Origin of the sequence: Flavobacterium flavipallidum, from assembly GCF_038289905.1 — a bacterium.
GTDB classification, from domain to species: Bacteria; Bacteroidota; Bacteroidia; order Flavobacteriales; family Flavobacteriaceae; genus Flavobacterium; species Flavobacterium flavipallidum.
The window spans coordinates 57,726-73,457 of record NZ_JBBYHU010000001.1; the positions used below are offsets into that span (position 1 = coordinate 57,726).

15 protein-coding genes are annotated in these 15,732 nt (G+C 34.0%); 5 read left to right on the forward strand and 10 right to left on the reverse strand.

What is annotated here, in order from left to right; all coding sequences use genetic code 11:
• Positions 1 to 119 precede the first annotated feature (119 nt).
• From sppA to AAEO59_RS00310, 4 genes are all read left to right on the forward strand, one after another.
• Positions 120 to 1,880, forward strand: a complete 1,761-nt coding sequence (gene sppA / locus AAEO59_RS00295; RefSeq protein ID WP_341698763.1) for a signal peptide peptidase SppA — start codon at positions 120 to 122, stop codon at positions 1,878 to 1,880.
• A 176-nt stretch (positions 1,881 to 2,056) separates the two neighbouring features.
• Positions 2,057 to 4,717, forward strand: coding sequence for an AsmA-like C-terminal region-containing protein (locus AAEO59_RS00300; protein WP_341698764.1), 2,661 nt, complete (start codon positions 2,057 to 2,059; stop codon positions 4,715 to 4,717).
• A 175-nt stretch (positions 4,718 to 4,892) separates the two neighbouring features.
• Entirely contained in the window at positions 4,893 to 5,222 is a 330-nt protein-coding gene (locus AAEO59_RS00305) for a type II toxin-antitoxin system HigB family toxin (RefSeq protein WP_341698765.1), read from the forward strand.
• Between the two features lie 2 nt (positions 5,223 to 5,224).
• Entirely contained in the window at positions 5,225 to 5,584 is a 360-nt protein-coding gene (locus tag AAEO59_RS00310; RefSeq protein WP_341698766.1) for a helix-turn-helix domain-containing protein, read from the forward strand.
• Positions 5,585 to 5,678: 94 nt separating this feature from the next.
• On the opposite strand, the gene AAEO59_RS00315 is transcribed toward AAEO59_RS00310, so the two are convergent.
• Positions 5,679 to 6,473 (reverse strand): DUF2797 domain-containing protein, encoded by a 795-nt coding sequence (locus AAEO59_RS00315; protein WP_341698767.1) that lies wholly within the window; start codon positions 6,471 to 6,473, stop codon positions 5,679 to 5,681.
• Positions 6,474 to 6,570: 97 nt separating this feature from the next.
• Here AAEO59_RS00315 and AAEO59_RS00320 point away from each other — a divergent pair, with 97 nt between their 5' ends.
• Complete coding sequence (locus AAEO59_RS00320; protein ID WP_341698768.1) at positions 6,571 to 8,097, forward strand: GH3 auxin-responsive promoter family protein; 1,527 nt, start codon at positions 6,571 to 6,573, stop codon at positions 8,095 to 8,097.
• A 135-nt stretch (positions 8,098 to 8,232) separates the two neighbouring features.
• On the opposite strand, the gene AAEO59_RS00325 is transcribed toward AAEO59_RS00320, so the two are convergent.
• The 9 genes from AAEO59_RS00325 to AAEO59_RS00365 form a co-directional block, all read right to left on the reverse strand.
• Entirely contained in the window at positions 8,233 to 8,763 is a 531-nt protein-coding gene (locus AAEO59_RS00325; protein WP_341698769.1) for an SRPBCC family protein, read from the reverse strand.
• Between the two features lie 2 nt (positions 8,764 to 8,765).
• A complete protein-coding gene (locus AAEO59_RS00330; RefSeq protein WP_341698770.1) occupies positions 8,766 to 9,200 on the reverse strand; it encodes a VOC family protein in 435 nt (144 codons plus the stop codon).
• 22 nt (positions 9,201 to 9,222) lie between these two features.
• Entirely contained in the window at positions 9,223 to 9,660 is a 438-nt protein-coding gene (locus AAEO59_RS00335) for an SRPBCC family protein (protein ID WP_341698771.1), read from the reverse strand.
• Positions 9,661 to 9,672: 12 nt separating this feature from the next.
• Complete coding sequence (locus AAEO59_RS00340) at positions 9,673 to 10,080, reverse strand: VOC family protein (RefSeq protein ID WP_341698772.1); 408 nt, start codon at positions 10,078 to 10,080, stop codon at positions 9,673 to 9,675.
• Between the two features lie 10 nt (positions 10,081 to 10,090).
• Positions 10,091 to 10,501 carry an SRPBCC domain-containing protein gene (locus tag AAEO59_RS00345; RefSeq protein ID WP_341698773.1) on the reverse strand — a complete coding sequence of 137 codons (411 nt, stop codon included), beginning with the start codon at positions 10,499 to 10,501 and terminating at the stop codon, positions 10,091 to 10,093.
• 111 nt (positions 10,502 to 10,612) lie between these two features.
• Positions 10,613 to 11,851 carry a phosphoserine phosphatase SerB gene (gene serB / locus AAEO59_RS00350; protein ID WP_341698774.1) on the reverse strand — a complete coding sequence of 413 codons (1,239 nt, stop codon included), beginning with the start codon at positions 11,849 to 11,851 and terminating at the stop codon, positions 10,613 to 10,615.
• 159 nt (positions 11,852 to 12,010) lie between these two features.
• Positions 12,011 to 13,243 (reverse strand): ATP-dependent Clp protease ATP-binding subunit ClpX, encoded by a 1,233-nt coding sequence (clpX, locus tag AAEO59_RS00355; RefSeq protein WP_341698775.1) that lies wholly within the window; start codon positions 13,241 to 13,243, stop codon positions 12,011 to 12,013.
• A gap of 83 nt (positions 13,244 to 13,326) precedes the next feature.
• A complete protein-coding gene (gene clpP / locus AAEO59_RS00360) occupies positions 13,327 to 14,004 on the reverse strand; it encodes an ATP-dependent Clp endopeptidase proteolytic subunit ClpP (protein ID WP_341698776.1) in 678 nt (225 codons plus the stop codon).
• Between the two features lie 195 nt (positions 14,005 to 14,199).
• Positions 14,200 to 15,525 carry a trigger factor gene (locus AAEO59_RS00365; protein WP_341698777.1) on the reverse strand — a complete coding sequence of 442 codons (1,326 nt, stop codon included), beginning with the start codon at positions 15,523 to 15,525 and terminating at the stop codon, positions 14,200 to 14,202.
• Positions 15,526 to 15,732: the final 207 nt, after the last annotated feature.

The following is a 15,732-nucleotide window of genomic DNA, read 5'->3' on the forward strand; positions in this document are numbered from 1 at the left end:
AACCACAAAATAACTAAAGAATTTTAGAATTAGCAATATCTTTGCATAAAGTATCTGCGAATCAATCTAAGAGATATCGTTCAAAAAGCTACTTTTGCTACAAATCAAAGAATACTATTATGAAGTTTTTAAGCAATGTTATCGCTACAGTTGTAGGTCTGTTTGTTTTTTTAATGCTATCTTTTTTTGGAATTATTTTTATAGCCGCAATTTTTGGAGGCGACAATGATTCAGAGACTCTAAAAAGCAATTCGGTTCTCGAACTCAATCTTTCAGATGTAAAATACGATTATGCCGGCCAATACAAAGATCCATGGATTAGTTTTATATCAGACGAAAAAAACATTGGACTTTCAGATGTAATCAATGCTATCGATATTGCTTCAATGGATGATAACATTAAAGGAATTTCCATTTTAAATAACAATTCTGAACTAGGTATGGCACAAACTAAAGATTTGCGCAATGCTTTAGAAAATTTCAAAAAATCAGGAAAATTTATCATGGCTTATGCCAATAGCTATTCTCAAAAAGAATATTACCTGAACTCGGTAGCTACAAAGATGTATCTAAACCCTATGGGCGAATTGGATTTCAAAGGACTTTCATCAGAAATCATGTTCTACAAAGATTTACAGGAAAAAACAGGTATAAAAATGGAAGTCATTCGCCACGGTAAATACAAAAGCGCTGTGGAACCTTTTCTTGAAAACCAAATGAGTGATGCCAATAGAGAACAAACTACCTCTCTACTACAATCGATATGGAATTCAGTAATCGAGGACATTTCTATAAGCAGAAAAATTTCAGTAACGCAATTAAATCAAATTGCCAACGGACTACTGGCCCGAACTCCGGAAATGGCCCAAAAAGAAAAACTAATCGACTATATTGCTTATGAAGATGTTTATCATGACAACATCAAAAAAGCATTAAAGGTAAATCTAAACAAAGATTACAACAAAATTTCAATTAGTGATTACACTAACAAAATGATTTCAACGGCAAGTTTAACTGAAAGTGAGGACAAAATTGCTGTTATCTACGCTCAAGGCGAAATTATGAGTGGAGAAGGCAATGTAAACACTATAGGAGAAGGTTCTATGCGTCGTTCTTTACAAGAAGCCAGAAAAGACAAAAACATAAAAGCTATCGTTTTGCGTATTGACAGCCCGGGAGGAAATGCCTTGACTTCTGATTTAATTTGGAGAGAAATAGAGTTAACTAAAAAAGTAAAACCGGTTGTGGTTTCTATGGGAAATTATGCCGCATCCGGAGGCTATTATATCGCCTGTAATGCCAATACCATTTTGGCTCAAGACAATACCATCACAGGATCAATAGGTGTTTTTGGCATCCTTCCAAATTTCAGTCAGTTGACAAAAAAAATCGGAATTAATATAGAACAAGTGAAAACACATCAAAATGCTTCCGATTACAGTCCGTTTGTCCCAATGGAAGAAAACTTTAAAAATGTGACACTGGAGGGTATCGAACATGTTTATAAAACCTTTGTCAGCCATGTAGCTCAAGGTCGAAAAATGAGTTTTGCATCTGTAGATTCTATTGCACAAGGAAGAGTATGGTCAGGTTCAGAAGCATTAAAAATTGGTCTGGTAGATAAAATTGGCGGACTAAACGCAGCCATTGTTGAAGCAGCCCGTTTATCTAAAACTCAGGATTACAGCACCAAAAACTATCCTGAATATGAAGAAAATCTTGACGATATGCTGTCAAAATTACCTTTTGGAAGTTCAAAAGCCGACATTATTAAAGAAGAAATTGGAAAAGAAAACTACCAACTTTTACAACAAATCAAAAAATTGCAATCCCGAAAAGGAATTCAGGCAATGTTACCTTTTGAAATAAGCATTTATTAATAATTTTCAGTTTTCTAAAATAGTATCAATCAAAATCCGTTTATAATTTTAAGCGGATTTTTTTTGTAATCTCCTTAAGAAGATATGACATATTATGAAAATATTATAAACTTATCTACGCCTATTACTTTATTTTTGTAATAGAACATCTCAAGTATAATTTAAATTCCTTCGCCATGTTAAATAAAGCACTAAAAATATTCGGAACTATTATCGCTCTTTTTGCTGTTTCCTTATTCGCAATTCCTTATTTTTTTAAAGATCAGATAAAAGCAAAAATCTTGGAGGCTATCAATCAAAAAGTGGATGCAAAAGTGAGTTTTGCAGATGCCGATTTGAGTTTGTTCAAAAACTTCCCCAACGCAACTGTTTCGGTAGAAAAATTAGCCATTATTAACAAAGCACCTTTTGAAGGAGACACCTTAGTTGCTCTAGGTGAATTGCATTTAAAAATGTCAGTCAAAGAACTTTTTAAAGGCGATAATGAACCCATAAACATTGATGCAATTAATACTAAAGACGGTTTAATCAATATCATTTTCAACAAAGAGGGAATTGGCAATTATGATATTGCTATTAAGGATGACAAAACAACTTCAGATGATTCAAAGAGCAAACCATTAGCCTTAAATATTCAAGAATATAAAATTGAAAATTTTCAATTTGGTTATTTCGACGAAAGTTCCAAAATAAAAATGCTTATTGATAGTTTGAATCACGAAGGTACCGGAGATTTCGCTGCATCCAAATTAGATTTAAATACCAAATCAACCGCAAAAATAAGTTTAGACATGGATAAGGTAAACTACATGAAAAATGTAGCATTGACTTTAGACGCTGTACTTGGAATTGATTTAGAAAAAAGCAAATATACTTTCAAAGAAAACAAGGCTTTAATCAATCAGTTGCCATTAGAATTTGACGGTTATATTCAATTGGTTGATGCCGGTCAGGAATACGATTTAAAATTCAAAACCCCTACTTCATCTTTCAAAAACTTCTTAGGTGTAATTCCTGCTGCTTATGCGGCAAATCTAGACAATGTAAAAACTACTGGAGATTTTACAGTAGCCGGATTTGCGAAAGGATTGTACTCAGACAAAACGGTTCCAAAATTCAATATCGAAATCGCTTCTAATAATGCTTCTTTTCAATATCCTAATCTACCTAAATCGGTACAAAATATTGTCATCGATACTAAAATCATCAATCAAACCGGAATTTTAAATGATACTTATGTCAACTTAGACAAGCTTTCTTTCCGCATTGATCAGGACGTTTTTAATGCCAAAGCCAATATTAAAAATGTTACCCAAAATGCTCTTGTAGATGCTATATTGAAAGGAACCATCAATTTAGGTAATTTATCAAAAGCTTATCCTATAAAACTAGACAAACCATTAAGCGGAATTCTAAAAGCTGATGTAACTACTCAATTCGACATGCAATCGGTAGAAAAAAGTGAGTACCAAAACATTAAAAATGCCGGAATGATGAGTTTATCCGGATTCAAATACACCGACGAAAACGGCAAATCAATGAACATTAGTACAGCCGAAATTGCTTTTAATCCTTCAAGAGTAAACTTGAAACAATTTAAAGCTTCTACTGGGAAAAGTGATTTGAGCATTACTGGGGTTTTAGAAAATTTTTACGGTTTTATCTTTAAAAATCAAAACCTACAGGGAAATTTCAATCTAACTTCTAATCAATTAGCTGTTAATGATTTTGTCACTACAGAAGAAAGTCCAAAAACAACAACAGCTAAAACTGAAACGACAACTACTTCAGCTAAGAAAACAGAAGCCATGAAAATCCCTGCTTACTTAGACTGTACGCTTACCGCAAAGGCTAATACGGTCTTGTATGATAATTTAACACTGAAAAATGTTTCCGGAAAATTAGTTGTAAAAGACGAAAAACTAACGATGGAAAAGATTAAAACCAACATTTTTGGAGGTTCCATAGGTTTGTCAGGAGCGGTTTCTACCAAAGGAAAAACACCAACATTTGATATGGATTTAGGTTTAAACCAAGTGGATATTGCACAATCGTTTACTCAGCTAGACATGTTGAAAAAACTGGCTCCTATCGCCGGAATTGTCAATGGAAAAATCAATTCTACCATTAAACTAAACGGAAATCTGGATGCTAACGAACTTACTCCCGATTTAAAAACCATAACCGGAGATTTGTTAGGTCAATTTCTTTCTACGACCATCAATTCCAGTAATTCGACGCTGTTGACAGCCTTAACTTCAAACATCAAGTTTTTAGACATGAGTAAAATCAATTTGAATGACTTAAAAGCTGCCATTACTTTTAAAGACGGAAAAGTAAACGTAAAACCTTTTAACATCAAGTATCAGGATATTCAAGCCACTATTGGCGGTACGCATGGTTTTGACCAAAGTATGAATTACAACATCAAATTCAATGTTCCGGCAAAATATCTTGGAACAGAAGCTAATGCATTAATTTCGAAATTATCTGCTGCCGATGCTCAAAAACTGGAAAACATTCCGATTAATGCTATTTTAGGAGGTACTTTTTCAAAACCTAAAATCACCACTGATTTAAAAGCTGCTGCAACCAATTTGACCAATCAACTAATCCAACAACAAAAACAAAAATTAGTGAGCAAAGGAAACGCAGCCCTGACCGACATTATCAATAAAAACAAAAAAGCCGGAGATACCACAAAAACGGTAATTCCGACAACGAAAGCCGAAGTACAAACGAAAGCTAAAGAAGAGGTAAAAGCAAAAGCAACCGACCTATTGAACAATCTGTTCAACAAAAAGAAAAAAGCAGTAGATACTACAAAAACGAATTAATGATACTCTTTTTTAAACAAACAAGTCGTCTCAAATAGTATTTTGAAACGGCTTGTTTGTTTTCTCTGATGAAAAAGGCAAAATGATTACTATTAACTAAAAACATTAACGGTTTTAAAAATTTCGACATTAAAACAAAGTTTGCAAATTGAAAACTTTTAATTACTTTTGTTAAATGAAAATCCTTGTAAAGAAAACGGTTTTATTTTACATCAAAAAGTATCCAATGGCAGCAACACAGTTGCTGATTTGGTACAATGAATTTTCAAAATTGGAATTTAACAACTTCAATGAACTCAAAAGAGTTTATGGAAATGCAAGTATTGTAAACAACAACCGTGTAGTTTTCAACATCAAAGGAAATGATTTTCGATTGGTCATTTCAGTTAATTTTCTACAAAGCGCCTGTTATGTAATTTGGTTTGGAACCCACAAAGAATATGACAAAATAAATGTAGAAACTATTGCATTTGACACCACAATTCTAACAGACAAAAAGATTTAATTATGAACTGGAAAGTATTAAAAACAGAAGACGATTACAACAAGGCTTCAATACGAATGATGGAAATCTTCAATGCTGAACCCAACACAGCTGAAAGTGATGAATTGGATTTATTGATTGTTTTGATAAAAGATTATGATGAAAAACATTATCAATTACCTGAACTCGATGCCTTAGAAGTAATTAAATATAAAATGGAGGAAATGGGAATAAAAGCTAAAGATCTTGAGCCAATTATAGGAAGCAAAGGTCATGTTTCAGCAATCCTTTCGGGAAAAAGAGAAATTACTTTAAAAATGGCGCAGAAACTAAAAACCTATTTTAGCATTCCTGCCGAAGTATTTCTGCATAACGTGAGTTAATATGATTTTCATTTTAAACAAACGAGCCGTATAAACTACAATTTGAAACGGCTTTTTTGTTTTTTATTGAAAGATAACCCAGATTGAAACATTTTCACAGTGAAATACTCACCACATACCCCTCAGATCCACGAACATTAAAAACAGTTCCATCTTCAAACAATAAATACTGTCCTTTTATCCCGGTCAATTTCCCTTTAAAATTAGGGGTTTTATCTAAGCTTAGACTCTTCACCTTCGAAGGATATTGCAAAACGGGATATTCCAATTGGTACAAATCATTCTTTTCAGGATAAAAATACTGCTGAACTTCTGTCGGAATTAATTTTTCCAATTTTAATCGTTCGGCAACCAAATCGACAGCTTCAATATCATTGGTCAACATCTTACGCCAATTGGTTTTATCGGCATAATGATCTTTCAAAGCCACCTCGGTAATTCCGGCTAAATAACGATTAGGAACTTCCACAATTGCAATCGCTTCATTAGCTCCCTGGTCAATCCATCGTGTAGGGACCTGAGTTTTACGTGTCACTCCTACTTTCACTTCACTAGACAAAGCCAAATATACTATATGAGATTGTAACTGCACTTTTTCTTCATAAGCCAAATCTCTATCGGCAATTCCTAAATGTGCCGTACTCAACTCGGGTTTCATAATCCAGTCGCCCACAGCAGCACTGGAATAAAAACATTCGTAACAAAATCCCTGACGGAAAATTTTCTTTTTCTTATTGCAATTCAAGCATTGAAAACCTACAAAATCAATAGCAATATCTTTACCAATAAGCTGATTAACATTCAAAAAACTAGTTTCAAAAACTAAGTAGTATTGAATAGGTTGACCATATTCGGTTTCCATTTTAGTAAGTACGCCTTCGTATTGCATTAAGATTAAATTTTTAAGGTTTGCTATTTCGTAAATTTTGCTATTTTTGGTAAAGTTATTATTCCTTAGGTAAATTTCATAACCCTATTTTTTAAAAATGCCAACACAGCTCATCAATTCATTTGCTTCCTGGGTTTTAAAACAACGAATCCACCAAATTGAACTTTTCCTAAAATACCCAAACGAGGTTCAGGAAGAGTTACTTATGAATTTAATTGCTGCAGCAAAAAATACAGAATTAGGCAAAAAATACGATTATGCATCGATTAAATCCTATGCTACATTTGCTGAAAGAATTCCGATTGCTACTTACGAAGAATTACAACCTTATATCGAAAGAACCCGTCAGGGAGAACAAAACATTTTTTGGGAATCTCCTATCAAATGGTTTGCAAAATCAAGTGGAACGACTAATGCTAAAAGTAAATTTATCCCCGTAAGCTATGAAGCGCTGGAAGATTGCCATTATAAAGGCAGCAAGGATTTACTGTGTTTGTATTTGAGTAACAATGAAAATTCAGAACTTTTTACAGGCAAAAGTTTACGATTAGGAGGAAGTTCTCAAATTTACGAAGACAACAACAGTTTTTTCGGGGATTTATCGGCAATATTGATTGAAAATATGCCTATTTGGGCTGAATTCAGCAGTACGCCAAGCAATAAAATTTCGTTAATGAGCGAATGGGAATCCAAAATGGCAGCCATTATCAACGAAACCAAAAGAGAAAATGTAACCAGCTTTGCAGGAGTTCCTTCGTGGATGCTGGTGTTAATGAACAAAATGCTTGAAGAAACCGGCAAAGGGAATTTACTTGAAATTTGGCCAAACCTCGAAGTTTATTTTCACGGTGGCGTGAGTTTTAATCCGTATCGTGAACAATACCAAAACCTGCTACCTAAAAAAGAATTCAAATATTACGAAATATACAATGCTTCGGAAGGCTTTTTTGCCATTCAGGATCTAAATCATTCAAGTGATTTGCTGTTAATGCTGGACTACGGAATTTTTTATGAATTCATTCCAATGGATACTTTTGGCACTCCAAATCAAAAAGTAATCCGTTTAGCCGATGTAGAATTGAATAAAAACTATGCTATTGTTATCACCACTAATTCGGGATTGTTCCGCTATTTAGTGGGAGATACCGTGCGTTTTACTTCGCTAAATCCATTTAGAATTAGGGTTACCGGAAGAACAAAACACCATATCAACGTTTTTGGAGAAGAATTAATGGTCGAAAACACCGATCAGGCGCTTGCCAAAGCTTGTCATATTACCCATGCTGAAATAATCGACTATACCGTTGCACCAATTTTTATGGACGGAAAAGAAAAAGGAGCACACGAATGGATGATTGAGTTTAAGAAAAAACCGGCTGACATGAATGTTTTTCAAAAAGCGTTGGACGAAACTTTACAAACTCTGAATTCCGACTACGAAGCCAAACGTTACAATAACATGACGCTAAATCCTTTGGTAATTAATGTTGCCAGAGAACACTTGTTTTACGATTGGCTAAAAGACAATAACAAATTAGGTGGTCAGCATAAAATCCCAAGATTGTCCAATCAACGAGATTATCTGGAGCAGTTGAAAAGTATGCAAGAGAAAGTGATAGTATAATTATTTTAGCCACGAATTCACTAATTTATATAATATCAAAATTCCACTAAGAAAAGTAATTTTAAAATTTAGTGGCATTGTAAAAAGATAGTCTCTTTTGCGTTTTATTCGTGAATTCGTGGCTTAAAAAATTTATTATTTTTCCAAAATCTTCTTCAAATTAGCTAAATTTTGAGTTTGTGCATCAGTGATAAATTTCTTTCCTATAATACACATCAAATTCATTGGATAATCGGAATGCCCATAGAATTCATTGGTGATTTTAGTTTGATTTCCCGAAACATCCTCTACAAAAGTAGCCGCTTTAGCATCTCCTTTCATTGGTCGTTCAAAATGCAAATCGACATCAATCCTGTCATCGGTAATTTTTGAAATTTGCTGTGAGCCTTCGCCTACATTATCGTCTTTACTATTCCATTCCGCCTTAAAACCTACAGTTCCGTCAGTTCCGGTATATTTCATCACAACATTAGGATCCTGCATTACCCAAACACTATATTCTTCCTGATTTTTAATCAATTTCACATAATCAAAAACTATTCCTTTGGGTTGGTTTATAGTTGTTGAAACCGAAACCGTATAATCTTTAGGTATAAATAAAGCTACTACCAGAAGCAATACTATCAGAACTAAAAGTCCAAATACTATTTTTTTGACTATTCTCATCCTTATTGCTTTTCGTTTTTATCAAAATTAACCATCCAGTTTATTCCAAATTTATCGGTAAACATCCCAAAATAAGCACCCCAAAAAGTGTCCGCCATTGGCATATAGGCATTTCCTCCTGCCGAAAGTCCATTAAAAATTCGATCGGCTTCCTCCTTAGTTTCTACATTGACAGAAACCGAAAAATTGTTCCCAAAAACAACATCACCACTGGCCGAATTACTATCACTTCCCATTAACATCACTCCTCCAATTGGTAAACAAACATGCATAATTCGGTTTCCTTCCTCTTCAGACAATTCAGGAGTATTATCGCCTGCTGGCATCTCGTTAAATCTCCCTATGTATGGAAATTCTCCGCCAAAAACAGATTTATAAAATAAAAAAGCTGCTTCGCAATTGCCATTAAAAATTAAATACGGATTGATTGTTGTCATGATTCTTATTTTAAATCATTAATTATTCTTCTGATAATTCTTTTATCAGCGCTAATGTCTTTGAAAATGTGGTATTGAAATAATCGATGTATTTCTCATTGGTATCTACTGTAGCCTCCAGAACAGTCATTCCGTTACTGGAAGTTAAACGATAGGTTTCCATGGCACCAATCCATTCCTGAGTTGCAGTATCAACAGGCAAAACTTCATGGTTTTTCATCATATTCAAATGTCGGAAAGCCATATATTCATTTTCTGTTTTCTTTTCTATAACACTATGCATTCCTTCACCATTGGGTGTGAGAAATTGAACAAAACTGCCTTCTTCCCAGTCGCTTATAGCATAGCTGCCTTCGCAAAAAACACCCGTCCATTTTCTATAACTGGCATCTTCCCACAAAACTGACCAAACTTTTTCTCTTGACGCCTGAATTTCAATCTTAAAAGTTAATGTTTCCATTTTCAATATTTATTAAGACAATTTACTAAAATCCATATACAAAACACCCCAACGATGTCCGTCTAAATCAGCAAAACCGCAGCCATACATCCAGCCCTGACTCAATGCCGGTTTTGAAAAGACTGTTCCACCGGCTTCTTCAACCCGTTGCGCAATTGCATCTACTTCTTCCCAACTTTCGGCATCAATTGATATTAAAACCTCCGAATTTAATTGAGTATCCGCAATTGAATTTTTTATAAATTCCTGAAACATGGTTTCTTCAAAAAGCATGATTACAAAATTATTTTCACCAACTAACAAACAGGTTGAATATTCTGTATCATGCTGCTCATTGAAAGAGAAACCAAGTTTAGAAAAAAACTTCTTGGATTGCTTAATATCTTTTACGGGTAAATTAAGCCATATTTGTTTTGCCATTCTATAGAATTTAGCTCAAATTATTTTCAACATATTTCTTAAAATTGTCCAAAATTGCCTGCCAGCCCTGATATTGTAATTCTTCAGAATGCACTGATTCTGGTTCAAAATATTCCCTGACTTCAAAACCATCTTCCAACTCTTCAAAAACAATAATAACCACTCTGCCGTCTTCTATAGTATAAGCAATTAATTTTTTATCCAAAACAGCCGAATAAGTACCCACAAAATCAAAACTCATGGTTCCGTCTTTTGAAGCCATAGTCGATTTAAATCTTCCACCTACTTTCAAATCATTCTCTGCAAAAGGTGTATGCCAATCTTCAGAAGCCATATTCCACTGGGTAATATGCTCCGGCAATGTCCATAAATCCCAAATTTTATCAATGGGAGCCTGAATTTTTGTTTGAACTGTTATCATTGTACGTTATTTAAGTCTGTATTATAAAAATACAATTTTAAATGTAACGAAATAAAAAAACCTTAGCTCAAAATTAGAACTAAGGTTTTGAAAATGTTATATTTACGTATTCTAGATATTATCCATCATATCGATATGACGATCATGATAACCTAATAGATATAAAACACCATCTAATCCTAAACTTGAAATAGAAGTTGCCGCACTTTCTTTTACGGTAGGTTTAGCATGAAAAGCAATTCCTAATCCAGCCAGATTAATCATTGGTAAATCATTGGCTCCATCACCTACAGCAATGGTTTGATTGATATGAATACCTTCTTTTTCAGCTATAGCTTTTAAATATTCGGCTTTCTTTTTTCCATCAACAATTTCACCTACATAATTTCCGGTCAATTTCCCATCTTTAATTTCCAATTGATTGGCATACACATAATCGATTCCTAATTCTTTTTGCAAATAGTTTCCAAAATAAGTAAACCCTCCTGAAAGAATTGCCGTTTTATAGCCATAATATTTCAAGGCTTTCATCAAGCGGTGTGCACCTTTAGTAATTGGCAAATTGACAGCCACATTATGCAAGACATCTTCGCTTAAACCTTCAAGCAAAGCCATACGTTTTTTGAAGCTTTCACTAAAATCAATCTCACCGTTCATCGCCGATTCGGTGATAGCTTTTACCTGCTCACCTACTCCTGCTAATTCCGCCAATTCGTCTATAACTTCGGTTTGAATCAAAGTCGAATCCATATCAAAACATACTAAACGACGGTTTCTTCTGTAAATATTATCTTCCTGGAAAGAGATATCAACGTCTAAAGTTCTGGAAATTTCCATAAAACTGGCTGTCATTGCCGTTTTATCCACAATATCTCCCGAAACAGACAATTGTACACAGGAACGTGGATAAATTTCTGTTTCTACAATAGAAGTTCTTCCTGTTAATCTTTTTATGGAATCAATATTTAAATTTTGGTCGGACATTATTTTAGTCACCGCAGCCAATTGTCCCGCGGCCAAAGTTTCACCTAAAATATTAATGATATAACGTTGTTTAGACTGCGCTTTTACCCATTTTTCGTAATCGTCTATAGTAATTGGAATAAATTTTACTTTAATTCCTAATTCGTACGCTTTAAACAACAAATCTTTCAAAACCGGAGCTGATGAAGAACCAGCTTCAATTTCGAACAAAATTCCTAACGAAAGTGTATCATGAATATCTGCCTGACCTATATCTAAAATAACGGCATTATACATCGCCAAAACTGATGTTAAACCAGCTGTTACCCCTGGTTTATCCTGACCAGAAACTTTTAATAAAATAATCTCTTTATCCTCAATTGCCATTTTTAATCTATATTGATTTTAGAAGTGACAAAAATCGACAATATATTGTTTAAAAAAAAACAGATTTATTGATTTTTACGTTAATAAAATGACACCTATTAAAAAGCCCGACAGCTTTTTTTAAAACTGTCGGGCTTAATTATTTTAATTGTCTTAAATTTAAGAAGCAATCTCCAATCTTTTTAATAAATTTTTGTTTAACGCTTCCTTAGCATAATCCAAATCAATCTCCAAAGTTGTTTCATCTGTACTTGGCAATTCGTACATCGCATCGGTTAAGATAGCCTCACATAACGAACGAAGTCCACGAGCTCCTAATTTATATTCTAATGCTTTATCAACAATAAAGTCCAAAGCATCATTCGAAATACTAAATTCAACCTCATCCATCAAGAACAATTTTTCATATTGCTTAATCAACGCATTTTTAGGTTGGGTCAAAATAGCACGCAAGGTTTCTCTATCCAAAGGATCCATGTGTGTCAACACCGGTAAACGACCAATGATCTCCGGAATCAATCCAAAATCTTTGATGTCTTTCGGGATAATATATTGCAACAAATTTTCTTTATCGATATTATCTTCATTTTTAGAAGTAGAATAACCCACTGCCTGACGGTTTAATCGCTTGGATATAATTCTTTCGATTCCGTCAAACGCCCCTCCTGCAATAAACAGAATGTTTTGCGTGTTAACTTCAACAAATTTTTGATCCGGGTGTTTACGACCTCCTTTAGGTGGCACATTCACCACAGTTCCTTCTAATAATTTCAACAGGGCCTGTTGCACTCCTTCACCCGAAACATCACGGGTTATAGACGGATTATCACTCTTACGGGCAATTTTATCAATTTCGTCAATAAATACAATTCCGCGTTCTGCCTTAGCCACATCATAATCAGCAGCCTGCAATAAACGCGTTAAAATAGTCTCTACATCTTCTCCCACATAACCAGCTTCTGTCAAAACAGTCGCATCTACGATAGCCAAAGGAACATCTAACATTTTAGCAATGGTTTTAGCCACTAATGTTTTTCCGGTTCCAGTTTGACCCACCATGATGATGTTACTTTTTTCAATCTCTACCTCATCGTCTAATTGTTGTTGCATCAAACGTTTGTAATGATTGTAAACCGCTACCGACATTACTTTTTTTGTTTGGTCTTGCCCGATTACATATTCATCTAAAAAAGCTCTAATTTCTTTTGGTTTTTGCAAAATCAAATCACCAATTAATTTCGAACTTCCGCTTGATTTCAACTCTTCAAGAACAATTCCGTGAGCCTGTTCGATACATCTGTCGCATATGTGCGCATTAATTCCGGCAATCAACAAATTGGTTTCCGGTTTTTTCCTTCCACAAAACGAACACTCTAATACTTCTTTTGCCATTTTTTTTTGTTTAAAGTTTAAGCTGTTTAAAGTTTAAAGTTCCCTCAGCAACCTTAAACTTTAAACTTTAAACTTGGAACTAATTATTTTTCTCTTATTAAAACTTCATCAATCATTCCGTACTGTTTTGCTTCTTCAGCAATCATCCAGTAATCACGCTCGCTATCTGCATAAACTTTATCAAATGTTTGTCCTGAATGATGAGAAATAATTCGGTATAACTCATCTTTCAGTTTCAACATTTCACGTAAGTTGATTTCCATATCAGATGCAACTCCTTGAGCACCTCCTGATGGTTGGTGAATCATTACTCTTGAATGTGGTAAAGCCGAACGTTTTCCTGCTGCACCCGCACATAACAACACAGCACCCATAGAAGCTGCCATTCCTGTACAAATTGTAGCTACATCTGGCTTGATGTATTGCATGGTATCATAAATCCCTAATCCTGCATATACACTTCCTCCCGGTGAATTCAAATAAATTTGGATATCCTTAGAAGCATCAGCGCTTTCTAAGAATAATAATTGCGCCTGAACAATATTTGCAATTTGATCGTCAATACCGGTTCCCAAGAAGATAATTCTGTCCATCATCAATCTAGAGAAAACGTCTAATTGCGAAATATTTAACTGACGTTCTTCAATAATATAAGGAGTCATATTAGTAGGCGTCATCGCATTTACGATTTTATCGTAATACATGGCGTTTACTCCCTGGTGCTTTGTAGCAAATTTTTTAAATTCCTTACCGTAGTTCATATTTTTATTAATTATGAGTTATAGTTGTTTTTATTGTACTTATCAAAGGTTGTACCTCTTTGAAAACAATGCCATTCTGTCTTATAAAGTCCAAAAAGCATGTAAAAACAAAGAGCGTCAAAAGAAACTTCTGACGCTCAAATATAACTATTTTTTTAACTTTTGGCTAATGCCAACCGCTATTCCAGAAATTATTTATTCTCCGTAAGAAGCAGCAATAAATTCTTCGTATGTTACTTCTTTAGTAGTTGGATTTGCTTTTTCTTTGAATAATTCCAATAATTTTTCAGCAACTACCTGATCAGAAAGTCTTTTCACTTCATCTTGGTTAGATAAAACTCTGGCAACAATTCCATCTACTTCTTCGTCAGTTGGATTTGTTTGACCAAATTGAGCCATTTGAATTCTGATATTTTTAGCTGTGAACGCTTTTAAATCTTCAAAAGTGATTTTGATATCATTTTGAGCTAAAGCTTTTCCTTCGATTAATTGGAAACGCAATCCTTTTTCAGAACGAGCGTATTCAACCTCAGCTTCTTCTGCAGTTAATTTTTTCTCACCTACAGTTTGCAACCATTTTTTCAAGAATTCAGCAGGCAAATCGAATTTTGTGTTTTCGATTAAGAACTCAGTCACATCACCTAATAATTTTTGGTCTGCTTGTTGCGCAAATTGAGACTCAGCATCTTCTTTGATTTTAGCTTTCAATTCATCTAATGAAGCTACTTTACCTTCTCCGAATAATTTATCAAATAACTCTTGGTTTAATTCAGCTGGTTCAGACACAGTAATTGCTTCGATTGTGAAGTCAACATCAACAGCCAAAGTGTGAACCACATCATGACTTACTTTTAAGTAATCCATTAATTGGTGATCGTCTTCAAACAAACCTTGAGTGTTTACTGTCACAACATCACCTACTTTTTTACCGATGAATTTATCAGCAGTAGCTTTGTCTTTGAAAACATTCAAAGAAATAGTTGTAGTATTTCCAATTCCTTCTGCTTCGTTAGTAAAAATTCCTTTTAAATCAGCACCTTCAACAACAGCGTCTTGTGGAATTGCATTACCAAATTGTTTTTGGATACGCTCTACTTGTCCGTCGATTAATTTATCGTCAGCAGTAACAATGTATTTTACGATATCGTTTTTAGCATCTAAGTCTAATTCGAAGTTTGGCACTAAACCAATTTCAAATTCGAATACTAATTCCTCAGCAGACCAATCTAAATTTTCGTTTACTTTAGGAAGTGGAGTACCTAAAAGATTCAATCTCTCAGACTGAATGTAACGTTCTAAAGCCAAGTCAACTACTTTCTTAACCTCTTCTTGTTTAATTGCTTTACCGTATTGTTTTTCAACTAAATCTTTAGGCACAGCTCCTTTTCTAAATCCTTTCACTTGTGCCAAAGGCATTTTTTCATTGATTCTTTTGGCTACCTGACCTTTGTAATCCATGTGAACAACTGTCATTACAATTGTTTCATTTACAGCATCTATCGCTACTCTTTTAATATCCATCTTCTTCTTTAATTTACGTAATAAAATTGGACGGCAAAATTATAAATTTTTTAATCGTCATCCAAGCTTTTTTTCCCTAAGCTTTAGGTTTGAATATAAGACAGTTATTTAATCAAAAATCGACTTACATTTTTTATTTTTAATTCAATAAAAAACAACAAATACTAAATGATTTATGGAAGCCAAAACTTCTAAAACACACTAAAC